Origin of the sequence: Paraburkholderia sp. 40 (genome assembly GCF_050434105.1) — a bacterium.
GTDB classification, from domain to species: Bacteria; Pseudomonadota; Gammaproteobacteria; order Burkholderiales; family Burkholderiaceae; genus Paraburkholderia; species Paraburkholderia tuberum.
The window spans coordinates 2,540,041-2,561,885 of the sequence record NZ_JBNPVY010000004.1; the positions used below are offsets into that span (position 1 = coordinate 2,540,041).

Consider the following 21,845-nt stretch of genomic DNA (forward strand, 5'->3'; position numbering starts at 1 on the left):
GGAGGCGCTGCGTGCGCCTCCTTCAGTTTGAACGTTGCATCTGTTGCGCGCCCAGGGCGTGCGTGGCGCTGTGGCCAGCGCGCTGTTCAGTGCACGGCCGACAGTTCCTTGTCGAGCCGATCTGCCGGCACCGCGCCGGGCAGGCGGCGACCGTCGGCGAGAAACACCGTCGGCGTGCCTTCGACGTTCATCGAACGGCCGAGCGCGAGGTTCTTGTCGATCGCGGCGGTGTCGCAGGTGGCGGCGGCGGTCGGCGCCTGACGGTCCTGCATCCACGATTCCCACGCCTTCGCGCGATCGGCCGAGCACCAGATCGACTTCGACTTGGCCGTCGAATCGGGCGACAGCACCGGGTACAGGAACGTGTAGACCGTCACGTTGTCGATCGACAGCAGCGTTTTTTCGAGCTGCTTGCAGTACGGGCAGTTCGGATCGGAGAACACCGCGATCTTGCGCGCGCCGTTGCCGCGCACGACCTTCACCGCGTTGCCGAACGGCAGGCTCGCGAAGTCGATGCGGTTGGTTTCCGACAGGCGTGCCTCGGTCAGATTCTTGCGCGTCTTCGAGTCCACCATGTCGCCGAGCATCAGGTAGTCGCCGCTCGCATCGCTGTAGATGATCTGCGTGCCGAGGTTTACTTCGTACAGGCCCGCAATCGGCGACTTCGACACGCCCTTGATCGTCACGTCGGACAGACGCGTTTGCAGCGTGGCTTTGAGCTTGTCGGTGGTCTGGTCGGCCTGCGCCGAGCAGCCGAGCGTAGCGGCACCGATCGCGAGCGCGGCGGCGGCGATGCGGAAGGTCTTTTTCATGCTTGAGTCCTGGAGTCAGTCGCGCACCTGCGCGTTTTTTACGTTCCGGCCGCCTATCTGTTCAATCAGGCTCGATCAGGTTCGATCGGGGGTCGGATAAGGGGCGGATCGCAGCGCTTCGATCCGGTCATGATACCTGTCCCGGGCGCCGGTGACCGGCCATCGGCTATCCGCCCGACGCCTCGTTGCGGTTTACCCCAGCGCGGCCGACACGAGCCAGCGCTTGATGAATGGCTGCGCGCCGACGAACGCCATGCCGGTATTGCGCACGGCGCGCGCGAGCGGACCGGGCACCGAGAACAGTTTCTGCAGGCCGTCGGTGGCGATCATCAGCGCGCGAATGTCTTCGCGGCGCGCGCGTTCGTAGCGACGCAGCAGCACCATGTCGCCGAGATCGCGGAACGACTCCTTGCCGCCGATCGTGCTCGCGAGCGCGGCGACGTCGCGCAAGCCCAGGTTCATGCCCTGTCCTGCCAACGGATGGATCAGATGTGCGGCATCGCCGACCAGCGCGACCCGTGGGGCGACGAGCCGGTCCACGGTCTGCAACGCGAGCGGGAAGCCCTGCGCGGGCGTCATGCAGTCGAGCGCACCGAACTGTTCACCGCTCACGTGCTCGACTTCGGCGGCGAGCCGCTCGGGATCGAGCGCGAGCAACTGCTCGGCGTGTTCGGTGCGGGCCGACCAGACCAGCGACACGTGGCCGTCCGGCATCGGCAGTAACGCGATGATCTCGCCGTCGCGGAACCACTGATACGCGGTTTCGCCGTGCGGCTTCGCAGCCTTGAAATTGGCGACCACACCGATCTGTCTGTAGTCGCGGCGCACCATCTTCGAGCCGATCTGCGCGCGCACCCACGAGTGCGCGCCGTCAGCGCCGACTACCAGATCCGCTTCGAGCACGCTGCCGTTCGCGAGGCCGACGCTCGCGTTGTCGACGGAGAAATCGAGCGCCTGCGCGCGCGTGTCGATCCACGTGAGGTTCGGCTGGAAGCGCAGCGCGGCATCGAGCGCGCGCTCGATCACCGACGACTCGACGATCCACGCAAGCTGCGGTACCGATGCCTGAAACGCCGAGAAATGCAGCTCGGCGTGCGCGTCGCCGTAGACGCGCATGTCGTAGACGGGACCTAGCCGTGTGTGATCGAGCGCCTGCCAGACCCGCAGCCGTTCGAGCAAGGCCTGCGAACTCGACGACAACGCATAGACGCGCGAGTCGAAGACAGCACCGGCGGGCAGCGCCGCGCAAGGCTGCGCGAGCAGTGCGACGCGCAGTCCGGCTTGCGTGAGCGCGAGCGCCGCGGTCTTGCCGACGAGCCCGCCGCCGATCACGGCGGCATCAAAGGTCTGGTGGTGTGCGTTCATGCGCGCATTATAGCCGCGGGGGTTGCGGGGGACGGATCGACGGGCGCGGCCGTTGGCTCTGTGCGCGGGGCCTCGCGGGCTCGTGCCGGACATGGTGTGTGGGGTCAGAGCCTGAGGTTGTCGGCGGGACTGTGCGAGTCTGATGCCGACCGCTCGCGCAACCCACACTTCATGCGTTGGCGGCCACGCGCATTTGAGTCCCGGGCCGGTGGCCGCGCGGCCTCGATGCGTCGTGCCCTCGATGCGTCGTGCTAATGCGTCGCGGCGCTTGCCGCGAGCGCCGCGTTCGCCTCGCGCATGCGCATGAAGTCGCGATCGGACGAGAGGTTGCGCCACGCGGCCGCCTCGAGCTCCGCCTTGCGATCGCGCTGATCGCTGCGTACCGCGCAGTCGGGGAACACGCGGTCGAACACGCGCCATAGCGAGTCGTAGTCGTTCTTATCGGCGAACCGCGCGATGTCGGCGTGATCTTCGTGCGACAGGTGGGTCGTCAAACAATCGATGGTCTGCCGGTCCGTGGTGGCCTGCGCTTCGTCGAAATTCGGCGCGACCCATGTCGCGACCGAGCCCACCACGACCGCGGCGACGACGCCGATCCCAACCCATCTGATGATTCCCACGCTGCTCCCCCGGAAATATTGAGCTCTGCCGGCTCTGAACTGACGATTCTACAGTGGCTTCGCGCCAATGCGCCGGCGGGTCCGCGCGGGCGAACGGGTTACAATTGCGCTTTCCGTGAAAACTCGCACTCAATCGTCGAGCCAACGCCCCGATTCGGTGTCTTGTCCGCTCCGCTGAGCCTGCCGCGCCCCACCTTGCGCGAAGGCTTTCCGAATCCGCGCGCAGCGTCGAGCGCATCACGCAACCTACTGATTCACTGAAGGATTTCCATGAGCCTCAAATGCGGCATCGTCGGCCTGCCCAACGTCGGCAAGTCCACCCTGTTCAACGCGCTGACCAAGGCGGGCATCGCCGCCGAAAACTATCCGTTCTGCACGATCGAGCCGAACGTCGGCATCGTCGAGGTGCCGGACGCGCGGCTGAAGGCGCTCGCCGAAATCGTCAAGCCGGAGCGCATCCTGCCGGCCGTGGTCGAGTTCGTCGACATCGCCGGTCTGGTGGCCGGCGCGAGCAAGGGCGAAGGCCTCGGCAACCAGTTCCTCGCGAATATCCGCGAAACCGACGCAATCACGCACGTCGTGCGCTGCTTCGAAGACGACAACGTGATTCACGTCGCGAACAAGATCGATCCGCTGTCGGACATCGAGGTGATCAACACCGAGCTCGCGCTTGCCGACCTCGCCACCGTCGAGAAGGCGCTCGCGCGCTATTCCAAAGCGGCCAAGTCGGGTAACGACAAGGAAGCCGCGAAGAACGCGGCGGTGCTGGAGAAGGTCCGCGCGCAGCTCGACCAGGCGAAGCCGGTCCGCGCGCTCGATCTGACCGATGAAGAAAAGGCTACGCTCAAGCCGTTCTGCCTGATCACCGCCAAGCCGACGATGTACGTCGCCAACGTGAAGGAAAACGGCTTCGAGAACAACCCGCACCTGGACGCGATCACGAAGTTCGCGGCTGCTGAAGGCGCGCCGGTCGTGGCCGTGTGCGCGGCAGTCGAAGCGGAAATCGCCGACCTCGACGAAGCCGACATGGAAGTCTTCCTCGCCGACATGGGCATGCATGAGCCGGGCTTGAACCGCGTGATCCGCGCGGGCTTCAAGCTGCTCGGCCTGCAGACCTACTTCACGGCCGGCGTGAAGGAAGTGCGCGCGTGGACGATCCACGTCGGCGACACGGCGCCGAAGGCGGCCGGCGCGATCCACACCGACTTCGAGCGCGGCTTCATTCGCGCGCAGACGATCAGCTTCGACGACTACATCGCCTACAAGGGTGAACAAGGCGCGAAGGAAGCCGGCAAGATGCGCGCGGAAGGCAAGGAGTACGTCGTGCATGATGGCGACGTGATGAACTTTTTGTTCAACGTGTAGGCGCGAAGCAGCGCAAACTGCGCTGCGCGCTTAAGGCCCGCGAACCCTCAGGGGTTGCGGGCTTTTTTGTTTGCGCGCTACGACTTCCGCAACGCGTCGAGACAACGGGCCTTGATGTTCGGATTTGCAGTCGTGACCGCCGAAACAGCGTGCAACGCTTTGGCCTTGTAGTTTTTCGGCCGGCCAATCGCCGTCGATACTTCAGCGGGCGTGTTGTCTTGCACGGCCGCCACCGCTCCTGACGCGCACACCAGGATCAGAAGTGCAATGAGTTTTTTCATCGTTCTACCCGAAGCTGGCGGTCACCGCTTGACCAGACTCGTTCGCGGACGGCCCGGTCCACGATGACGATGCATCCGTTCGATGCGCTACCCGGATGACTCTTGCTGTCGCCATGCATGAAGAAGGTGTCCCTGCCGAAAGTGTGCGTTCCCGGATTAGGCGTCAATGGCATGGCGAAAGCTCCGACATGATGCGAATGCCTTGGCGACCCAATCGTGTACGACCCTTCAGGTATCGGCCCGACCGATCGGACGTGTTGCATGAGGTAATTGTTTTTGCCCGCCGTGGCCCGGGTATCCGCGTGCGACCACGCTTCCATTTCGGGACAGGGTTCCCGATGTCTGGCTGTATGTCCATGTCATTGTTGACACCTTCTTATCAAGTCGAGAGATCGAGCTTACGGCAACAGCACATGGGCGAATGTCAAAAGTGGTAATGGTCCGGGGAGCGCATCTATGCGGCACCACTCCATGACCTGCATCACCCGTGATCTTTCCGAATAGATTCCCGTTTATTTCCTTTCCCTGACAGCCAATGCTAAATTTCGGCTTCCGGCGCACCGCCACCCTTGGTCCGCGCCGCCCGGCATCCGACGCCGGAATGTCATCGAACACAACTAGAATCGCGCGATTCGCGTCCGCGCCCCTTCCGAACCGGAGACAAAAACGATGAATTACAAGCCGCTGTTCCGTTCACTTTCCGTCGCCGCTGTATTGAGCATCGGCGTCAGCCAGGCGGCTCACGCCGCGACCGAAATCCAGTTCTGGCACGCCATGGAAGCCGCACTGGGTGAACGTCTGAACGACATCGCGAACGACTTCAACAAATCGCAAAACGACTACAAGATCGTGCCCGTGTTCAAGGGCACCTACGACCAGACCCTCGCCGCCGGCATCGCCGCCTATCGCAGCGGCAATGCGCCGGCCATCCTGCAGGTCTACGAGGTCGGCACCGCGACGATGATGCAGGCGAAGAAAGCCATCGTCCCGGTGACGCAGGTATTCAAGGACGCGGGCCTGCCGCTCGATCAGAAAGCCTTCGTGCCGACCATCGCGAGCTATTACAGCGACTCGAAAACCAGCGAACTGATCTCGATGCCGTTCAACAGCTCGACGCCGGTGCTGTACTACAACAAGGATGCGTTCAAGAAGGCTGGCCTCGATCCCAACCAGCCGCCGAAGACCTGGGCCGAGTTGCACGCCGATGCGCAGAAGCTGAAGGCCTCGGGCATGTCGTGCGGCTACTCGTCGGGCTGGCAAAGCTGGATTCAGCTCGAGAACTACAGCGCGTGGCATGCGGCGCCGTTCGCGTCGCGTAACAACGGCTTCGACGGCATGGACGCGCAGCTCGAATTCGACAAGCCGCTGCAGGTCGCGCACATCCAGTTCCTGCAGAACATGGCGAAGGACGGCACGTTCACCTATGTCGGCCGCAAGGACGAACCGGTGTCGAAGTTCTATAGCGGCGACTGCGGCATCATCACGAACTCGTCAGGCTCGCTCGCGACGATCAAGAAATACGCGAAGTTCAACTTCGGCACCGGCATGATGCCGTACGACGACAGCGTGAAGGGCGCACCGCAGAACGCGATCATCGGCGGGGCGAGCCTGTGGGTGCTGTCGGGCAAGGACCCGGCCGTCTACAAGGGCGTCGCGAAGTTCCTCGCCTATCTGGCCACGGCGCCAGTCGCCGCGAAGTGGCATCAGGACACCGGCTATCTGCCGATCACGACCGCCGCGTATGACCTGACGCGCCAGCAGGGCTTCTACGACAAGAACCCCGGCAGCGACACCGCGATCCGCCAGATGCTGAACAAGCCGCCGCTGCCGTTCACGAAGGGCCTGCGTCTGGGCAACATGCCGCAGATCCGCACCGTGATCGACGAAGAACTCGAACAGGTGTGGGCGGACAAGAAGACGCCGCAACAGGCGCTCGACTCGTCCGTCGCGCGCGGCGACGACCTGCTGCGCCGCTTCGAAAAGGCCGGTAACTAAGCATCGCCTGCAGGCAGGGTTCCGGCGCTCCCGCGCGGGAACCCGTCGTTGCAGCACACTCTGGACATCCCGATGGAAAAGCGCTCCTACTTCGGCACCAGCGCGCTGCCCTACCTGCTCGTCGCGCCGCAGCTGCTCATCACGCTCGTGTTCTTCCTCTGGCCGGCGGGCGTCGCGCTCTGGCAATCGACGCAAACCCAGGACGCGTTCGGTACGTCGAGCGAGTTCGTCGGACTCGCGAACTTCAAACAGCTGTTCGCCGACCCGCTGTATCTGGCGTCGTTCAACACGACGATCGTGTTCTGCACGCTCGTCACCGTGTCGGGCCTCGTGATCTCGCTGCTGCTCGCGGTCTGCGCGGACCGCGTGACGCGCGGCGCGAAGGCCTATCAAACGCTGCTGATCTGGCCGTACGCGGTCGCGCCCGCGATCGCCGCGGTGCTGTGGTCGTTCCTGTTCAACCCGAGCATCGGCCTCGTCACGTATGCGCTCGCGAAACACGGCATCGTGTGGAATCACGCGCTGAACCCCGGTCAGGCGATGTTCCTCGTCGTGCTCGCGTCGGTCTGGCAGCAGATCAGCTATAACTTCCTGTTCTTCTATGCGGGCCTGCAGGCGATTCCGCGCTCGCTGATCGAAGCGGCCGCGATCGACGGCGCCGGTCCGGTGCGCCGCTTCTTCGGCATCGCCCTGCCGCTGCTATCGCCGACCACGTTCTTTCTGCTGGTGATCAACATCACCTACGCGTTCTTCGACACCTTTCCCGTGATCGACGCGGCCACCGGCGGCGGCCCAGGCCAGGCCACCCGCACGCTGATCTACAAGATTTTCGCCGAAGGCTTCCAGGGGCTCGACATCGGCAGTTCGGGCGCACAGTCGGTCGTGCTGATGATCATCGTCGTGGCACTGACCGTCGTGCAATTCCGCTTCATCGAACGCAGGGTTCAATACTCATGATCGAGAACCGACGCGGTTTCGACCTGTTCTGTCACGCGATGCTGATCATCGGCGTCGCGCTCGTGGTGTTTCCGGTGTACGTCGCGTTCTGCGCGGCGACGATGAGCGAGCACGAGGTGTTCACGGTGCCGCTGTCGCTCGTGCCGAGCACGCATCTGTTCGAGAACATCGTCACGATCTGGACGCAGGGCACCGGCAACGCCGCGGCGCCGTTCAATCGCATGCTGTTCAACAGCCTCGTGATGGCGCTCGTCATCGCGATCGGCAAGATCGCCGTGTCGATGATCTCCGCGTACGCGATCGTCTACTTCCGCTTTCCGTTTCGCACGCTCGCGTTCTGGCTGATCTTCATCACGCTGATGCTGCCGGTCGAAGTGCGGATTTTCCCGACCGTGCAGGTGGTGTCGTCGATGCATCTGAGCAATACGTACACCGGTTTGACGCTGCCGCTGATCGCGTCGGCGACCGCGACGTTCCTGTTCCGCCAGTTCTTCAAGACGCTGCCGGACGAGCTGATGGAAGCCGCGCGCATCGACGGCGCGGGCGCGCTGCGCTTCTTCTGGGACGTCGTGCTGCCGCTGTCGCGGACCACGATGGCGGCGCTCTTCGTGATCACGTTCATCTACGGCTGGAACCAGTATCTGTGGCCGATCCTGATCACCAGCCAGCAGTCGCTGATCACCGCGGTGATCGGCATCAAGGGGATGATCGCCTCGGGCGATACCGCGACCGAATGGCATCTGGTGATGACGGCCACGCTGCTCGCGATGCTGCCGCCGCTCGCCGTCGTGCTGACGATGCAGCGCTGGTTCGTGCGCGGCCTCGTGGATTCGGAAAAATGATCCGGTATGGCGGACTGCGACAAGCACTCAAAATCAAAGGCTAGAACGGCATGGCTGCACTGACTCTGCAAAGCGTTAAGAAAACCTACGACGGCAAACAGTTCGTGTTGCACGGCATCGACGTCGACGTCGCCGACGGCGAATTCGTCGTGATGGTCGGCCCGTCCGGCTGCGGCAAATCGACCTTGCTGCGAATGGTCGCCGGGCTCGAGCGCATCTCCGACGGCAGCATTTCGATCGCCGGCAAGGTCGTCAACGAGCTGGAACCGAAGGATCGCAACATCGCGATGGTGTTCCAGAACTACGCGCTGTATCCGCATATGAGCGTGGCCGAGAACATGGGTTACGCGCTGAAGATCGCGGGCGTCGATCGTGCGCAGATCGCGAAACGCGTCGAAGCCGCCGCGCAGATTCTCGAGCTCGGCGCGCTGCTGCAGCGCAAGCCGCGCGAGTTGTCGGGCGGGCAGCGGCAGCGCGTCGCGATGGGCCGCGCGATCGTGCGCGAGCCGGCGGTGTTTCTGTTCGACGAGCCGCTGTCGAATCTCGACGCACGTCTGCGCGTGCAGATGCGCCTCGAAATCCAGCGCCTGCATGCGCGCCTCAAGACCACGAGTCTTTACGTCACGCACGATCAGATCGAAGCGATGACGCTGGCGCAGCGCGTGATCGTGATGAACCAGGGCCACGCCGAGCAGATCGGCGCGCCGACCGAAGTCTACGAGCGGCCGGCCACGATGTTCGTCGCGAGCTTCATCGGCTCGCCGGGGATGAACCTGCTCGAAGGCCGTGTCTCCGACGACGGCTCGACCTTCGAGGTCGCCGGCAACGGGCCGAAGCTGCCGCTCGCGGGCGTGCCGTCGATCGGCCGCGAAGTCGCGACAGGCCGCGAGTGGACGCTCGGCATTCGCCCCGAGCATCTGAGCCCGGGCACGGCCAACGCACCGTTCGCGACACTGAGCGTCGATTCTTGCGAAATTCTCGGCGCGGACAATCTCGCGCACGGCCGCTGGGGCAAGCACGATGTGACCGCGCGGCTGCCTCACGCGCATCGTCCCGCGGCCGGCGAGGCGCTGCAGGTCGTGCTGCCCGCGCAGCATCTGCACTTCTTCGATCCGGCGACTGGACGGCGCGCGAACTGAGACGCCCGCGGAGCGTCGCGACGGCGGCCCGCTGCCGGAACTCCCCTGCCGCCCGGCCCTCGCCGCGAAGTACAATGCCACCTGAACCACGTGCCGCACGCGGCAGCGTCGTCGAATCCGACGCCGCGCCGGCCGGCGCCGGGTGTTCCGCCCGGCCCTCACACCGATTACCCATTCACCCCCGACTGCCCGCCCGCACGCGGCCGGCGTCGTCAACGTCTACTGCAAGCAAATGGCCCAATACGTTTTCACCATGAACCGGGTCGGCAAAATCGTGCCGCCCAAGCGCCAGATCCTGAAAGACATTTCGCTATCGTTCTTCCCCGGCGCGAAGATCGGCCTGCTCGGCCTGAACGGCTCGGGCAAGTCGACCCTGATCCGCATCATGGCCGGTGTGGACACGGAGATCGAAGGCGAAGCGACACCGATGCCGAACCTGAACATCGGCTATCTGCCGCAGGAGCCGCAACTCGATCCGCAGAAAACCGTGCGTGAAGCGGTCGAGGAAGGCCTCGGCGACGTGTTCAACGCGCAGAAGAAGCTCGACGAGATCTACGCGGCCTACGCGGAGCCGGATGCCGACTTCGATGCGCTGGCCACCGAGCAGGCGAAGTACGAAGCGATCCTCGCAACGACCGACGGCAGCGCCGAGCAGCAGATCGAAATCGCTGCCGACGCACTGCGCCTGCCGGCATGGGACGCGAAGATCGAGCATCTGTCGGGCGGCGAAAAGCGCCGCGTCGCGCTGTGCAAGCTGCTGCTGCAAAAGCCCGACATGCTGCTGCTCGACGAGCCGACCAACCACCTCGACGCGGAATCGGTCGAATGGCTCGAGCAATTCCTGACGCGCTTCCCGGGCACCGTGGTCGCCGTCACGCACGATCGCTACTTCCTCGACAACGCCGCCGAGTGGATTCTCGAACTCGACCGCGGTCACGGCATTCCGTGGAAGGGCAACTACAGCAGCTGGCTCGATCAGAAGGAAGAGCGTCTGAAGCAGGAAGAAGCGTCGGAGTCCGCGCGCCAGAAGGCGATCAAGAAGGAACTCGAGTGGGTGCGCCAGAACCCGAAGGGCCGCCAGGCGAAGTCGAAGGCGCGTATCGCGCGCTTCGAGGAACTGAACAGCCAGGACTACCAGAAGCGCAACGAAACACAGGAAATCTTCATTCCGGTCGGCGACCGCCTCGGCAATGAAGTGATCGAGTTCAAGAACGTCAGCAAGTCGTACGGCGACCGGCTACTGCTCGATAACGTCAGCTTCAAGATCCCGGCCGGCGCGATCGTCGGCATCATCGGTCCGAACGGCGCCGGCAAGTCGACGCTGTTCCGTATGCTGACCGGTCGCGAACAACCGGATTCGGGCGAGATCGTGCAGGGTCCGACCGTCAAGCTCGCTTACGTGGACCAGAGCCGCGAAGCGCTCGCAGGCACGAAGACCGTGTTCGAGGAAATCTCGGGTGGTGCCGACGTGCTGACGGTCGGCAAGTACGAAACGCCGTCGCGCGCGTATATCGGCCGCTTCAATTTCAAGGGCGGCGACCAGCAGAAGATCGTCGGCAATCTGTCCGGCGGCGAGCGCGGTCGTCTGCATCTGGCGAAGACGCTGATCGCGGGCGGCAACGTGCTGCTGCTCGACGAACCGTCGAACGACCTCGACGTCGAAACGCTGCGCGCGCTCGAAGACGCGCTGCTCGAATTCGCGGGCTCGGTGCTCGTGATTTCGCACGATCGCTGGTTCCTCGATCGCATCGCGACGCATATCCTCGCGTTCGAAGGCGACTCGCAAGTCACGTTCTTCGACGGCAACTACCAGGAATACGAAGCGGACAAGCGCGCGCGTCTCGGCGAGGAAGGCGCGCGGCCGAAGCGCCTGCGCTACAAGCCGATCTCGCGTTAAGAAGCGGGCGGACGACGGCCCGTCTGGCGCAATGCCGGACGGGCCGCGGGGCATGCGCGTTGCTAAGCGTCGCTAGATGGAGGCGCGCGTGAAAGTCTCGCGCACGCGACGGACGGTCAACACAGCGCCGCGCGACGCGGCGACGAGGAGACAGGCATGGCGATGTCGAAGGGCAGGCGCTGGATCGTCATCGTGGGGGCAACGCTATTGGCGTTGCTTCTGATCACGATCGGCGCGATGCAATTCGCGCAACAGGAAGTCAAGAATCGCGTCAGCGCGGCGCTCGGGCCGCTTGGCAGCGCGGACAGTATCGACGTCGGCCTCACCTCGGTACACCTCACCCACGTCGTGCTAAAAGCGCCGCCTGGCTGGCCAGCGGGTGAACCGCTACGCGCCGACGAAATCACGATCACCCCCGACGTGCGCGATCTGATCGCGCGGCGCATGCATATCCGCGAGGTCGTCGTGCGAGGCTTCGACATGGCCGTGTTACGCACGAAGGACGGCTCGCTGAATCTGCTGCCGAACCTGCGCGAATCGCTGAACCGCGGCGATCAGCCGGGCAACGCCGGCACGGCGCCGCCGATCCCGCGCGAAAAGCTGGTCGACCATATCCGCTTCGAACACGGCAACTTCCAGTTCTACGACATGACTGTCGGGCCGCCGCCGTTCAAGGTCACGGTCAGCAACGCCAACGCGAGCGTCGACCATCTGCATCTGCCGGCGCTTGCCGAACCGACCAATGTCAGCGTTCGCGGCTCGATGAAGGGGCCGGCGCATACGGGCACCGTGACGTTCGACGGCTGGATCAAAATCGCCAGCCGCGATTCGCAGACGACCAGCACGCTGCGCGGCGTCGATATTGCGATGCTCGATCCGTATCTGCTGAAGAAGGCCGGCACGCGCGCACAGGTGACGGGCGGCACCGTCGATCTGACGATCGAATCGACGGTGCGGAACTATCATCTCCATGCGCCCGGCACGGTGACGGTCCACAATCTGCAACTCGCCGAATCCGACAATCCGCTCGAGACGTTCATGTCGATTCCGACCCGCGCCGCCGTCGCGGCGCTGAAGACGCATAACGGCGACATCACGCTGCATTTCGTGCTCGACGGCGATCTGCGCGATCCGAAGTTCTCGGTGCGCGAAGGAATCCTCACGCGCATCGGCGCGGGGTTTGCGCAGGCGCTCGGGGTCAGCGTCGAAGGCGTCGCGAAGGGTGCGGGTGAGACCGTCAAGGGTCTCGGCAATGCGCTGAAGAATCTGCTGGGGCAGTAGCGGCGGCGGTCGGCTCAAACCGGCAAGCCCAACTCGCGCAGCTTGGCTTCCGTTTGCGCGGCGCTCGTGTGATGCACGCCGTGCCAGCCGAGCGCCGTCGCGGCTTCGGCGTTCTTCGCGTTGTCGTCGATGAAGACGAGTTCGGCCGGCTCGACACCGGGCATTTGCAGTTCGATGCGCCGGCGCATCTCCGCGAAGATCGCCGGGTCGGGCTTCACGAGCTTCACGAGCCCCGACACGACGACGTCGCGAAACCGCCGCAGCACCGGATAGTGCTCCCACGCGTACGGAAACGTCTCGGCCGACCAGTTGGTCAGCCCGAAGAGCGGCACCTCGGCCGCTTCGAGCTTTTCCATCAGCGCGATGCCGTCGTCGAGCACACCCGCCACCATCTGGTGCCAGCGCTCATAGAACGCGCGGATCAGCGGTTCGTGATCGGGAAACCGCGCGATCAGCTCGTCGGTGGCCTCGACGATCGGCTGACCGCCATCCTGGCGGATCACCCAGTCCATCGAGCAGACGTGCGTGAGGAACCAGCGGCGCTCGACTTCGTCGGGAATCAGCTCGCGGTACAGGTACTCGGGACTCCAGTCGATCAGCACACCGCCGAAATCGAACACCACTGCCTTGATCGCCATGCACCACGCTCCTTTGGAAGGTCGTCGCTACCCTGAGATGGGTTGCGTGCGCTGTTCCAGCCACGCTTTCGCGTCGCCCGATACATGCGGCGCGAGGCGCGCGCGCACTGTCTCGTGATACGCGTTGAGCCACGCGCGCTCGTCGTCGCGCAGCAGCGACAGCTCGATGCAGCGCGCGTCGATCGGGCACAGCGTCAGCGTTTCGAACCTCAGGAAATCGCCGAATTCGGTTTTTTCCGCGGCCACGTTCAGCACGAGGTTTTCGATGCGCACGCCCCACTTGCCCGGTCGATACAGACCCGGCTCGTTCGACGTGATCATGCCCTCCTCCATCGCGGTCCACGGTTCGGCCGGTGCGTAGTGCGAGATCACCTGCGGGCCTTCGTGCACGTTCAGGAAGTAGCCGACCCCGTGACCGGTGCCGTGGCCATAGTCGGCGCCGGCCTGCCAGATCGGTGCGCGCGCGATCGCGTCGAGCATCGGCGAGCGGATGCCGCGCGGGAATTGCGCGCGTGACAGCGCGATCATGCCCTTCAGCACGACGGTGAAATCGCGGCGCTGTTCGCTGCTCGGCGTGCCGACCGGGACGACGCGCGTGATGTCGGTCGTGCCGCTCAGATACTGGCCGCCCGAATCGATCAGCAGCAGGCCATTGCCTTCGATCACCGCATGCGACTCCTCGGTCGCGCGATAGTGCGGCATCGCGCCGTTCGCATTGAAGCCCGCGATCGTCGCGAAGCTCAGCGACACGAAGCCGGGACGGCGCGCGCGAGCTGCCGTCAGACGCTCGTCGATCGTCAGCTCGGTGATGCGCTCGCGGCCGAGCGCGCTTTCGAACCACGCGAAGAATTCGGCGAGCGCGGCGCCGTCCTGCTCCATCGTCTCACGCACGTGCGCGGCATCGGCGGCGGTCTTGCACGACTTCAGAAAAGTGGACGGATTGACCGCCTCGACCACCTTGACCGACGACGGCACCGCCTGCAGCGAGCCGTACGTGATGCGGCGCGGATCGATCAGCAGCGTGCTCCCGGCTGGCAGCGCAGCAAGCGCGTCGGCGGTTTTCGCGTACGGCTCGACGCTGATGCCGTCGCACGCGAGCACTTCGGCGAGCGCCGGCGACACCTTGCCGTCGGCGATAAATAGCGACGCCCGATCCACGCCGATCAGCGCGTGCGCGACGAACACCGGGTTGTAGCTGACGTCGGCGCCGCGCAGATTCAGCAGCCAGGCGAGGTCGTCGAGCGTCGAGATGAGGTGCCACTGCGCGCCTTTCTCGACCATCGCGCGACGCACCTGCGCAAGCTTGTCCGCACGTGTGACGCCCGCTTGCGGCGCGGCGTGCTCGAAGACGGCGTCGGCGGGCAGCGCCGGGCGCTGCGCCCAGATCACGTCGAACAGGTCGAGGTCGGTGCGCAATTGCACGCCGCGCGCGTTCAGTGCGGCGCTCAACGCGCGCCCGGCCGCGACGCCCAGCACCGCGCCGTCCACACCGACCGTGCCGCCGCTCGCGACGTTCTGCGCGAGCCATTCGAAATGCGGCGTCGTGAGCTGGCCGCCGGTCATCTTCATCAGTTCGACACCGCTGCCGGCGAGCTGCGCACTCGCCTGCTCCCAGTAGCGGCTGTCGGTCCAGACGCCGGCGAAATCGGCTGTGACGATCAGCGTGCCGGCCGAGCCGGTGAAGCCCGACAGCCACTGGCGGCCTTGCCAGCGCCCTGGCAGATACTCGGACAGATGCGGATCCGCCGAAGGAACGAGGTAAGCGGCAATGCCTTCGCGCGCCATCGCGGCGCGCAGGCTCGCGAGGCGCTCGGGAATGGAGGAGGTTTCGGGAAGTCGGGCGTTCATGGAGTTACCTGCAAGGATTCATCGACGGATTGACCGGCGCGTTGATTGACGCGACAAGAGGCCGACCGTCACGGCGACGGCGATGAGCGCGACGGCGGTGCATACCGGCCATTCGAGCATGTCGCCGTCATGGAAGAGACTAGTCACATTGCCGGCCATCCGCGCGACGCTCGTGCCGAGCACACCGGCCAACAGCGCGGCCCACCAGCGGGCGCGGCTCGCGCGGCGCTGCGGATGCAACCACCAGCCCGCGAGGCCGATCACCGCGCCGAGTACGAGAATGCCTGGCCAACCCATCAGGCGTCGACTCCAGACTGGGCGCTCAAACACGGCAAGATCAATTTCGGATTCGTCTCATAGGCGAAAGGAGCCGCCAACGCTAGCATTTTTGCCTCCTCAACTATACAAGTTCAGCACGGCGCTTTCCGCATAGCGGTTGAGTTTAGGGATCGGGGTGTGCTTAGGCAAGTTGTAAGTCTGACGAAAACGCCTCATGCTTCGCCCGTTGCCAGGCTGACGCAGCGCCATGCGCATCGCCCTTATCGAACCCGACGTGCAACACGCCAAACTGGTTGACCGGCTCATTTTCGCCGGCGGCCACGCGTGCCAGCACTTCACCACTAGCGCCACGTTCCTGCAGCGCGCTACCGACGAATTTTTCGACCTGTTGATCACCGAAAGTTGGGCCGGCGACCATTGCGCCGAAGACGTGATCCCGCGCGCGCGCTCCATTCTGCCGGGCCTGCCCGTCATGATGCTGCTGACCGCACCGCGCGAATGCCAGATCGTCGCCGCGCTGCATGCCGGCGCCGACGACTGTCTCAGCAAGCCAGTGCGCGGCCCCGAAATGCTCGCGCGTGTCGAGGCGCTGCAGCGCCGTGCGGGCCTGCGGCGGCCGCCCAACCGTCGACGCGACGTGATCGGCGGCTATACGTTCGACGCGGCGAATTTGGCCGTGACATTCCGCGACCTGACCGTGATCCTGACGCCGAAGGAATTCCGCCTCGCTCTGTTGTTGTTCAACAATCTGACGCGACCAGTGTCGCGCGCGCATATTCTCGAGACCGTGTGGGCGCGCCGCCGCGACGTAAAGTCGCGCACCATCGACACTCACGTGTCGCGCGTGCGCGGCAAGTTGCAACTGCGCCCGGAGCTTGGCTACGCGCTGACGCCGGTCTATGGTTACGGTTACCAGCTCGACGCGATTCCGCCGGAGACTCCGACAGGCACGAGCTGACGCATGCGGGGTATGCGGCGTGCAGGATGTGAGAATCGTGGAAACGCTATAATATATGGCTGAACGATAGCTCCCCCAAATGCAGCTTCTAACGATCGGAATCAACCATCACACTGCGCCTGTCGCCTTGCGCGAACGCGTGGCGTTTCCGCTCGAACAGATAAAGCCCGCTCTGGATACATTCAAAGGCATCTGGCTGGGCCACATGGCCCCCAACGCGCCCGAGGCGGCAATTCTGTCCACCTGCAACCGCACCGAACTCTACTGCGCGACCGACGACCTCGCCGCGCGCGAAGCCTCGGTGCAGTGGCTGTCGAAGTACCACAACCTCCCGATCGATGAACTCGCGCCGCACGTCTATGCGCTGCCGCAGTCCGAAGCCGTGCGCCATGCGTTCCGCGTCGCGTCGGGGCTCGATTCGATGGTGCTCGGCGAAACGCAGATCGTCGGACAAATGAAGGACGCGGTGCGCACCGCCTCCGAAGCCGGCGCCCTCGGCACCTACCTGAATCAGCTATTCCAGCGCACCTTCGCCGTCGCGAAGGAAGTGCGCAGCACCACCGAGATCGGCGCGCAGTCGGTGTCGATGGCCGCCGCCGCGGTACGCCTCGCCCAACGCATTTTCGACAAGATCGCGAACCAGCGCGTGCTGTTCATCGGTGCTGGCGAAATGATCGAGCTTTGCGCGACGCACTTCGCGGCGCAGCATCCGCGGGAACTCGTCGTCGCGAACCGAACCGCCGAGCGCGGCATGCGGCTCGCCGAGCGCTTCAACGGCCGCGCCATTCCGCTCTCCGAGCTCCCCGCGCGGATGCACGAATTCGACATCATCGTGTCGTGCACGGCGTCCACGTTGCCGATCATCGGTCTTGGCGCGGTCGAGCGCGCGGTCAAGGCGCGCCGTCACCGGCCGATTTTCATGGTCGACCTCGCGGTGCCGCGTGACATCGAACCCGAAGCCGGCCAGCTCGAAGACGTGTTCCTGTACACCGTCGACGACCTCGGCGCGATCGTCCGCGAAGGCAATGCGTCGCGCCAGGCCGCGGTCGCGCAGGCCGAAGCGATCATCGAAACGCGCGTGCAGAACTTCATGCAGTGGCTTGATGCGCGCAGCATCGTGCCGGTGATCCGCCACATGCACACGCAGGCCGACACACTGCGCCGCGCGGAGGTCGAACGCGCGCAGAAAATGCTCGCGCGCGGCGACGATCCCGCCGCAGTCCTCGAGGCACTGTCGCAATCGCTCACCAACAAGCTGATCCATGGTCCTACGCACGCGCTGAATCGCGCGAGCAGCGACAACCGCGACAAGCTGATCGAACTGATGAGCGGCTTCTACAAACACCCCGGCTCTACCGAGCGTTAGCGGCGCAGTGCTCGCCGCACCCCCGCGCGCCACCGCCGTGGCTCGCAAAGTGCTTCCGCCCCGGGCATTCGCCCGTTCCACTGGCCGCATCCATTCCGGAGTCCGCTCCGCTACCCGCCTGATGAAAACGAGCATGCAACGCAAGCTCGACCAGCTGACCACCCGGCTGGCCGAACTGAACGACCTGTTGAGCCGCGAAGACATCACCGCCAACCTCGACCAGTACCGCAAGCTGACGCGCGAACACGCGGAGCTCGGCCCGGTCGTCGAGCATTATGGGCTGTGGCGCCAGGCGCAGAACGACGCCGCCACCGCGCAGGAACTGCTCGCCGACGCGTCGATGCGCGATTTCGCCGAAGAGGAAATCCGCGCAGCACGCGATCGTATGGAGACGCTCGGCGTCGAACTGCAGAAAATGCTGCTGCCGAAAGACCCGAACGACGAGCGCAACATTTTCCTCGAAATCCGCGCGGGCACCGGCGGCGACGAATCCGCACTGTTCGCGGGCGATCTGCTGCGCATGTATCTGCGCTATGCCGAGCGCAACCGCTGGCAGGTCGAGATGATGTCGGCGAGCGAATCGGACCTCGGGGGCTATCGCGAAGTGATCGTGCGAATTGCCGGCGATGCCGCGTATTCGAAGCTGAAGTTCGAGTCGGGCGGGCATCGCGTGCAGCGCGTGCCGGCCACCGAAACGCAGGGCCGCATCCATACCTCGGCGTGCACGGTCGCGGTGATGCCGGAAGCGGACGAGATCGGCGAAGTCGAGATCAATCCGGCCGATCTGCGTATCGACACGTTCCGCGCGTCGGGCGCGGGCGGCCAGCACATCAACAAGACCGACTCGGCGGTGCGCGTCACGCACTTGCCGACGGGCATCGTCGTCGAATGTCAGGACGACCGCTCGCAGCACAAGAACAAGGATCGCGCGCTGAAGGTGCTCGCCGCGCGCATCAAGGACAAGCAGGCGCACGAGCAGCAGGCGAAGGAAGCGGCGACGCGCAAGAACCTGATCGGCTCGGGCGACCGTTCGGAGCGCATCCGCACGTACAACTTCCCGCAGGGGCGCCTCACCGATCACCGCATCAACCTGACGCTGTATCGCCTCGACGCGATCATGGACGGCGATCTCGAAGAACTGATCGCGGCGCTCGTCAGCGAGCATCAGGCCGAACTGCTGGCTTCGCTCGGCGACGCGGACTAACGCCCCGACAATGACCGACGCCTCCCCGGCTCCGCTCGACCCCACCGCTCTGCCCCCCACGGCCGAAGCGCTAATGCGCGCATCGCCGCTGCCGCCGCTCGAAGCGCGGATTCTGCTCACGCATGTGCTCGGTTGGCGGCGCACGCAGCTGATCACGCGCGGCGAGGAGCCGCTCGAACGCGCAAACGTCGAGCGTTATCGCACGCTCGAGGCGCGGCGCATGGCCGGCGAGCCGGTCGCGCAGCTCGTCGGTGCGCGCGAGTTCTTCGGGCTCGAATTCGAAGTGACGCCGCACGTGCTGATTCCGCGTCCTGAGACCGAGCTGCTGGTGGAGACCGCGCTCGCGGCGATCGAACCTCGGCCGCGCCCACGTGTGCTCGATCTCGGCACCGGGACCGGCGCAATCGCGGTGGCGATCGCGTCGATGCGGCCCGACGCGCAGGTCTGGGCGCTCGACCGCTCGGCCGACGCGCTCGCCGTCGCCGCGCGCAACGGCGCGCGCCTGCTCGACGTGAAACGCCCGGGGGGCGCCGTCGTTTTCCTGCCCAGCGACTGGTACGGCTCGCTCGACGCCGCGTTGCGCTTCGATGCGATCGTCAGCAATCCACCATATATCGCGAGCGGCGACCCGCATCTGCGTGAGGGCGATCTGCGCTTCGAGCCGCGCGGCGCGCTCACTGACGAGGCCGACGGCCTCAGCGCGATCCGCGCGATCGTCGTCGGCGCCCCCGAGCGTCTCGCCGCCGACGGCACGCTTTGGATCGAACATGGCTACGACCAGGCCGAAGCCGTGCGCGCATTGTTGAGCGAACGCGGTTTTGCCGAGGTCCGCTCGGCGCGCGATCTCGCCGGCATCGAGCGGATCAGCGGCGGCGTGCTGCGCGCCGCTGCGGCCTGAGCGCGGTCGCCGAGGCTAAAACCCCAGGCGCGACGTGGCTGCGGCCGCCCGTAGCGAAATCCGCTATCATTTCAGCCTATTCCCATCCTTTATCGGAACCGCAAGGTCAGTCATGGATACGCAACAACGCATCAAGCAAATCGTCGACGGCAACAACGTCGTTCTCTTCATGAAGGGCACGGCCCAGTTCCCGATGTGCGGTTTTTCCGGCCGCGCCATCCAGATCCTGAAGGCGTGCGGTGCCGGTGAAATCAAGACCGTCAACGTGCTCGAAGACGACGAAATCCGTCAGGGCATCAAGGTGTTCTCGAACTGGCCGACCATTCCGCAGCTGTACGTGAAGGGCGAATTCATCGGCGGCTCGGACATCATGATGGAGATGTACGAATCGGGCGAACTGCAGCAGCTGTTCGCCGCGGCCTGAGCGTTCTACGCTTCGTTCGCTTCATCAGGCGCCGCAAGTCATGCAGCAAGCACGCACCGCGGTGCCTCGCCGGCTGATCGTCGCGATCACCGGCGCCACCGGCGCCATCTACGGCATCCGGCTGCTCGAGACGCTGCGGCGGCTCGGCGGCGTCGAGAGCCACCTGCTGATTTCGAGCGCGGGTTGGCTCAACATCCAGCATGAACTCGAGTTGGGCAAGGAAGACGTGCATCCGCTCGCGGATGTCGTCCATTCGGTGCGCGATGTCGGCGCGAGCATCGCGTCCGGCTCGTTCGCGACCGACGGCATGATCGTCGCGCCCTGCTCGATGAAAACACTCGCGAGCATCGCGCACGGTTTCGCCGACAACCTGATCACCCGCGCCGCCGACGTCACACTGAAGGAGCGTCGCCGTCTCGTGCTGCTGGTGCGCGAAACGCCGTTCAATCTCGCGCATCTGCGCAACATGACGACCGTCACCGAAATGGGCGGAGTGATCTTCCCGCCGCTGCCCGCGTTCTATAACCGGCCTGCTTCGATCGACGAGATGGTCGACCACACTGTCGCACGCGTGCTCGATCTGTTTGCGCTGGGGCCGGCGTTGTCGCCGGCGTGGGAAGGATTGCGGGGCGCGCAGGATTAACCGCGACAACGCGGATTAACAACGGCCGCGACGCAATCAATTCCCGCCGAACCCATTTATCAAGCTGGCGTGCGGACCTATATTGGTAGCAACCCAATTTCTCCGTGCTGTGCTTACACGGCCGCGTTGCTGTCATGAACCGCTTACCTTCGCTTTTCCTGTCTCACGGCGCACCCACGTTGCCGATTGATCCGTCGATGCCGTCCGCCGAGTTCGGCGCGCTCAGCACGCAATTGCCGCGTCCCGAGGCAATCCTGATGTTGTCGGCGCACTGGGGCACCGCGCAGCCACTCGCGAGCATCGCGACGGCGCCTGAAACCATCCACGATTTTTATGGTTTTCCGCGCCAGCTCTACGAAATCCAATACCCGGCGCCGGGCGCGCCCGACATCGCACGTAGCGCCGCCGCGCTGCTCGGCGAGAGCGGCATCGTCGCGGACGTGCAGCCGCACGGACTAGACCACGGCGCATGGGTGCCGATGCTGCTGATGTTTCCGCGAGCGGACGTGCCAATCGCGCAACTGTCGATCCAACCGCACAAGGACGCCGCGCATCATTTCCGCGTCGGCCGCGCGCTGCGCGCGCTTAAAGACGAAGGCGTGATGGTGATCGGCTCCGGCCAGATCACCCATAACCTGCGCGCCGCCGATTTCTCCGCGCGCCCGGAAGACGCCGATCCGCGTGTGGCCGAATTCACCGACTGGTTCGAGGACAAGCTCGTCGCGCGCGATATCGACGCGCTGCTCGACTATCGCCGCCAGGCGCCGCACGCGGTGTTGATGCATCCGACCGACGAGCATCTGTTGCCGGTATTCGCCGCGCTCGGTGCCGCCGACGACGACTATTCGCTCGCGATCCAGTCGCTCGGCACCTACCAACGCTCGCTCGCGATGACGAACTACGTGTTCGGGACCGCCTGATCCGACGCGGGGTCGCGCACAAAGGTCAACAAAAAGCCCGCCCGATCATCGATCGGGCGGGCTTTTTATCGGCCCCGAAAGACCCGCGTCGAGCGGATCTTCGGTTTCGACCG

At 65.0% G+C, this 21,845-nt stretch carries 22 protein-coding genes; 14 read left to right on the forward strand and 8 right to left on the reverse strand.

The window, feature by feature from the left end:
* Positions 1-86 precede the first annotated feature (86 nt).
* From OKW28_RS33515 to OKW28_RS33525, 3 genes are all read right to left on the reverse strand, one after another.
* The gene (locus OKW28_RS33515; protein WP_429451860.1) at positions 87-812 is read right to left on the reverse strand and encodes a DsbC family protein; all 726 of its coding nucleotides are present in this window, start codon (positions 810-812) and stop codon (positions 87-89) included.
* 192 nt (positions 813-1,004) lie between these two features.
* Entirely contained in the window at positions 1,005-2,177 is a 1,173-nt protein-coding gene (locus OKW28_RS33520; RefSeq protein ID WP_429451861.1) for a UbiH/UbiF family hydroxylase, read from the reverse strand.
* Between the two features lie 251 nt (positions 2,178-2,428).
* On the reverse strand, positions 2,429-2,797 hold the full coding sequence (locus OKW28_RS33525; RefSeq protein ID WP_429451862.1) for a hypothetical protein: 369 nt from the start codon (positions 2,795-2,797) through the stop codon (positions 2,429-2,431).
* A 270-nt stretch (positions 2,798-3,067) separates the two neighbouring features.
* Here OKW28_RS33525 and ychF point away from each other — a divergent pair, with 270 nt between their 5' ends.
* The gene (gene ychF, locus OKW28_RS33530; protein ID WP_187616872.1) at positions 3,068-4,162 is read left to right on the forward strand and encodes a redox-regulated ATPase YchF; all 1,095 of its coding nucleotides are present in this window, start codon (positions 3,068-3,070) and stop codon (positions 4,160-4,162) included.
* A gap of 77 nt (positions 4,163-4,239) precedes the next feature.
* On the opposite strand, the gene OKW28_RS33535 is transcribed toward ychF, so the two are convergent.
* Both OKW28_RS33535 and OKW28_RS33540 read right to left on the reverse strand, forming a co-directional pair.
* On the reverse strand, positions 4,240-4,443 hold the full coding sequence (locus tag OKW28_RS33535) for a hypothetical protein (protein ID WP_429451863.1): 204 nt from the start codon (positions 4,441-4,443) through the stop codon (positions 4,240-4,242).
* Positions 4,440-4,763: a tlde1 domain-containing protein gene (locus OKW28_RS33540; protein WP_429451864.1), complete on the reverse strand. Its 324-nt coding sequence runs from the start codon at positions 4,761-4,763 to the stop codon at positions 4,440-4,442. The genes OKW28_RS33535 and OKW28_RS33540 overlap by 4 nt, the downstream gene beginning before the upstream one ends.
* 349 nt (positions 4,764-5,112) lie before the next feature.
* Here OKW28_RS33540 and ugpB point away from each other — a divergent pair, with 349 nt between their 5' ends.
* The 6 genes from ugpB (at position 5,113) to OKW28_RS33570 (ending at position 12,554) form a co-directional block, all read left to right on the forward strand.
* Entirely contained in the window at positions 5,113-6,438 is a 1,326-nt protein-coding gene (gene ugpB / locus OKW28_RS33545) for a sn-glycerol-3-phosphate ABC transporter substrate-binding protein UgpB (protein WP_429451866.1), read from the forward strand.
* A gap of 72 nt (positions 6,439-6,510) precedes the next feature.
* Entirely contained in the window at positions 6,511-7,395 is an 885-nt protein-coding gene (gene ugpA / locus OKW28_RS33550; protein WP_184052403.1) for a sn-glycerol-3-phosphate ABC transporter permease UgpA, read from the forward strand.
* Complete coding sequence (ugpE, locus tag OKW28_RS33555; RefSeq protein WP_429451868.1) at positions 7,392-8,237, forward strand: sn-glycerol-3-phosphate ABC transporter permease UgpE; 846 nt, start codon at positions 7,392-7,394, stop codon at positions 8,235-8,237. Before ugpA ends, ugpE begins: the two co-directional genes overlap by 4 nt.
* 50 nt (positions 8,238-8,287) lie before the next feature.
* Positions 8,288-9,376, forward strand: coding sequence for a sn-glycerol-3-phosphate import ATP-binding protein UgpC (locus OKW28_RS33560; RefSeq protein WP_429451870.1), 1,089 nt, complete (start codon positions 8,288-8,290; stop codon positions 9,374-9,376).
* 232 nt (positions 9,377-9,608) lie between these two features.
* Entirely contained in the window at positions 9,609-11,273 is a 1,665-nt protein-coding gene (gene ettA / locus OKW28_RS33565) for an energy-dependent translational throttle protein EttA (protein ID WP_429451872.1), read from the forward strand.
* A 156-nt stretch (positions 11,274-11,429) separates the two neighbouring features.
* Entirely contained in the window at positions 11,430-12,554 is a 1,125-nt protein-coding gene (locus OKW28_RS33570) for a DUF748 domain-containing protein (RefSeq protein ID WP_429451874.1), read from the forward strand.
* A gap of 14 nt (positions 12,555-12,568) precedes the next feature.
* Here the strand turns inward: OKW28_RS33570 and OKW28_RS33575 are convergent, their stop codons facing one another.
* From OKW28_RS33575 to OKW28_RS33585, 3 genes are read right to left on the reverse strand one after another with little or no spacing between them, the layout of a single operon-like run.
* Complete coding sequence (locus OKW28_RS33575) at positions 12,569-13,192, reverse strand: HAD family hydrolase (protein WP_429451876.1); 624 nt, start codon at positions 13,190-13,192, stop codon at positions 12,569-12,571.
* 27 nt (positions 13,193-13,219) lie between these two features.
* Positions 13,220-15,040, reverse strand: coding sequence for an aminopeptidase P family protein (locus OKW28_RS33580; RefSeq protein ID WP_429451878.1), 1,821 nt, complete (start codon positions 15,038-15,040; stop codon positions 13,220-13,222).
* An 18-nt stretch (positions 15,041-15,058) separates the two neighbouring features.
* On the reverse strand, positions 15,059-15,337 hold the full coding sequence (locus tag OKW28_RS33585; RefSeq protein WP_184009140.1) for a hypothetical protein: 279 nt from the start codon (positions 15,335-15,337) through the stop codon (positions 15,059-15,061).
* 229 nt (positions 15,338-15,566) lie between these two features.
* Between OKW28_RS33585 and OKW28_RS33590 the strand changes: the two genes are divergently transcribed.
* The 7 genes from OKW28_RS33590 to OKW28_RS33620 all read left to right on the forward strand — a co-directional run bounded on the left by OKW28_RS33590 (position 15,567) and on the right by OKW28_RS33620 (position 21,732).
* Positions 15,567-16,277, forward strand: coding sequence for a response regulator transcription factor (locus tag OKW28_RS33590; RefSeq protein WP_429451880.1), 711 nt, complete (start codon positions 15,567-15,569; stop codon positions 16,275-16,277).
* A 79-nt stretch (positions 16,278-16,356) separates the two neighbouring features.
* On the forward strand, positions 16,357-17,643 hold the full coding sequence (gene hemA, locus OKW28_RS33595; protein ID WP_429451882.1) for a glutamyl-tRNA reductase: 1,287 nt from the start codon (positions 16,357-16,359) through the stop codon (positions 17,641-17,643).
* A gap of 121 nt (positions 17,644-17,764) precedes the next feature.
* Entirely contained in the window at positions 17,765-18,847 is a 1,083-nt protein-coding gene (prfA, locus tag OKW28_RS33600) for a peptide chain release factor 1 (RefSeq protein WP_184070555.1), read from the forward strand.
* 10 nt (positions 18,848-18,857) lie between these two features.
* Entirely contained in the window at positions 18,858-19,745 is an 888-nt protein-coding gene (prmC, locus tag OKW28_RS33605; protein ID WP_429451884.1) for a peptide chain release factor N(5)-glutamine methyltransferase, read from the forward strand.
* A 112-nt stretch (positions 19,746-19,857) separates the two neighbouring features.
* A complete protein-coding gene (grxD, locus tag OKW28_RS33610; RefSeq protein ID WP_018420101.1) occupies positions 19,858-20,169 on the forward strand; it encodes a Grx4 family monothiol glutaredoxin in 312 nt (103 codons plus the stop codon).
* Positions 20,170-20,209: 40 nt separating this feature from the next.
* Positions 20,210-20,812 carry a UbiX family flavin prenyltransferase gene (locus OKW28_RS33615; RefSeq protein ID WP_429451886.1) on the forward strand — a complete coding sequence of 201 codons (603 nt, stop codon included), beginning with the start codon at positions 20,210-20,212 and terminating at the stop codon, positions 20,810-20,812.
* A gap of 134 nt (positions 20,813-20,946) precedes the next feature.
* Complete coding sequence (locus OKW28_RS33620) at positions 20,947-21,732, forward strand: DODA-type extradiol aromatic ring-opening family dioxygenase (RefSeq protein ID WP_429451888.1); 786 nt, start codon at positions 20,947-20,949, stop codon at positions 21,730-21,732.
* Positions 21,733-21,845: the final 113 nt, after the last annotated feature.

What these genes read in the sequence shown, in the direction of transcription:
- ugpA (WP_184052403.1), top strand. Translation starts at nt 6,511, where the DNA reads ATGGAAAAGCGCTCCTACTTCGGCACCAGCGCGCTGCCCTACCTGCTC.
- OKW28_RS33575 (WP_429451876.1), bottom strand. Translation starts at nt 13,192, where the DNA reads ATGGCGATCAAGGCAGTGGTGTTCGATTTCGGCGGTGTGCTGATCGAC.
- prfA (WP_184070555.1), top strand. Translation starts at nt 17,765, where the DNA reads ATGAAAACGAGCATGCAACGCAAGCTCGACCAGCTGACCACCCGGCTG.
- OKW28_RS33580 (WP_429451878.1), bottom strand. Translation starts at nt 15,040, where the DNA reads ATGAACGCCCGACTTCCCGAAACCTCCTCCATTCCCGAGCGCCTCGCG.
- OKW28_RS33540 (WP_429451864.1), bottom strand. Translation starts at nt 4,763, where the DNA reads ATGGAAGCGTGGTCGCACGCGGATACCCGGGCCACGGCGGGCAAAAAC.
- ettA (WP_429451872.1), top strand. Translation starts at nt 9,609, where the DNA reads ATGGCCCAATACGTTTTCACCATGAACCGGGTCGGCAAAATCGTGCCG.
- OKW28_RS33520 (WP_429451861.1), bottom strand. Translation starts at nt 2,177, where the DNA reads ATGAACGCACACCACCAGACCTTTGATGCCGCCGTGATCGGCGGCGGG.
- OKW28_RS33585 (WP_184009140.1), bottom strand. Translation starts at nt 15,337, where the DNA reads ATGGGTTGGCCAGGCATTCTCGTACTCGGCGCGGTGATCGGCCTCGCG.
- ychF (WP_187616872.1), top strand. Translation starts at nt 3,068, where the DNA reads ATGAGCCTCAAATGCGGCATCGTCGGCCTGCCCAACGTCGGCAAGTCC.
- grxD (WP_018420101.1), top strand. Translation starts at nt 19,858, where the DNA reads ATGGATACGCAACAACGCATCAAGCAAATCGTCGACGGCAACAACGTC.
- OKW28_RS33560 (WP_429451870.1), top strand. Translation starts at nt 8,288, where the DNA reads ATGGCTGCACTGACTCTGCAAAGCGTTAAGAAAACCTACGACGGCAAA.
- OKW28_RS33615 (WP_429451886.1), top strand. Translation starts at nt 20,210, where the DNA reads ATGCAGCAAGCACGCACCGCGGTGCCTCGCCGGCTGATCGTCGCGATC.
- OKW28_RS33590 (WP_429451880.1), top strand. Translation starts at nt 15,567, where the DNA reads ATGCGCATCGCCCTTATCGAACCCGACGTGCAACACGCCAAACTGGTT.
- hemA (WP_429451882.1), top strand. Translation starts at nt 16,357, where the DNA reads ATGCAGCTTCTAACGATCGGAATCAACCATCACACTGCGCCTGTCGCC.
- OKW28_RS33620 (WP_429451888.1), top strand. Translation starts at nt 20,947, where the DNA reads ATGAACCGCTTACCTTCGCTTTTCCTGTCTCACGGCGCACCCACGTTG.
- OKW28_RS33570 (WP_429451874.1), top strand. Translation starts at nt 11,430, where the DNA reads ATGGCGATGTCGAAGGGCAGGCGCTGGATCGTCATCGTGGGGGCAACG.
- prmC (WP_429451884.1), top strand. Translation starts at nt 18,858, where the DNA reads ATGACCGACGCCTCCCCGGCTCCGCTCGACCCCACCGCTCTGCCCCCC.
- ugpE (WP_429451868.1), top strand. Translation starts at nt 7,392, where the DNA reads ATGATCGAGAACCGACGCGGTTTCGACCTGTTCTGTCACGCGATGCTG.
- OKW28_RS33535 (WP_429451863.1), bottom strand. Translation starts at nt 4,443, where the DNA reads ATGAAAAAACTCATTGCACTTCTGATCCTGGTGTGCGCGTCAGGAGCG.
- OKW28_RS33515 (WP_429451860.1), bottom strand. Translation starts at nt 812, where the DNA reads ATGAAAAAGACCTTCCGCATCGCCGCCGCCGCGCTCGCGATCGGTGCC.
- ugpB (WP_429451866.1), top strand. Translation starts at nt 5,113, where the DNA reads ATGAATTACAAGCCGCTGTTCCGTTCACTTTCCGTCGCCGCTGTATTG.